Source organism: Pseudomonas edaphica, from assembly GCF_005863185.1.
In the GTDB taxonomy this organism is placed as follows: Bacteria; Pseudomonadota; Gammaproteobacteria; order Pseudomonadales; family Pseudomonadaceae; genus Aquipseudomonas; species Aquipseudomonas edaphica.
Genome location: NZ_VBVZ01001068.1, coordinates 1 through 867 on the forward strand (window position 1 = coordinate 1; position 867 = coordinate 867).

At 59.7% G+C, this 867-nt stretch carries 1 protein-coding gene; it reads right to left on the bottom strand.

Annotation, left to right across the window (positions count from 1 at the left end):
* Window positions 1-119: 119 nt before the first annotated feature.
* Entirely contained in the window at window positions 120-860 is a 741-nt protein-coding gene (locus FEM54_RS33290) for a YciK family oxidoreductase (RefSeq protein ID WP_138454367.1), read from the bottom strand.
* Between the last annotated feature and the right edge of the window lie 7 nt (window positions 861-867).

The window sequence follows — 867 nt, forward strand, 5'->3', positions numbered from 1 at the left end:
CAACTCGGTTTAACAGATAGACCGAGTTGATGCCATCGCAGGCAAGCCAGCTCCCACACAAGCCAGCTCCCACATGAACCCAGTTTCACATTGGGGTTTCAGGTGAACAGTGTCAGTGCTTACTGCGCATCAAACGCCTGCCCATTGATCCCGGCACTGTCCGGCCCCATCAGGTACAGGTACACCGGCATGATGTCTTCCGGTGCAGGCCTTTCCATCGGGTTTTCGCCCGGATACGCCTGGGCACGCATGCTGGTGCGTGTGCCGCCCGGGTTGATGCTGTTGGAGCGTACCGATGCCACATCTTCCAGCTCGTCTGCCAGGGTTTGCATCAAGCCTTCGGTGGCAAACTTCGACACCCCATAAGCGCCCCAGTACGCCCGGCCCTTGCGCCCGACGCTGCTGGAGGTGAACACCACCGACGCATCCTGGGACAGCTTGAGCAGTGGCAATAATGTGCTGGTCAGCATGAACATCGCGTTGACGTTTACGTGCGTCACGCGCATGAAATTCTCACCGGACAACTGCTCGATCGGCGTGCGTGGGCCAATGATCGAGGCGTTGTGCAGCAGGCCGTCGAGGCGACCGAATTCTTTTTCGATCATCGCTGCCAGCTCATCGTATTGATGGGGCAGGGCGGTTTCCAGGTTGAACGGGATCACCACCGGCTGCGGCTGACCGGCCGCTTCGATCTCGTCATACACCTGGGCCAGGTTGGCTTCGGTCTTGCCCAGCAGCAACACGGTGGCGCCATGGGCGGCATAGGTTTTTGCCGCCGCCGCGCCGATCCCGCGACCGGCACCGGTCACCAGGATCACCCGGTCTTTGAGCAGCTCTGGACGTGCGGAGTAATCAAACATAAAAAAC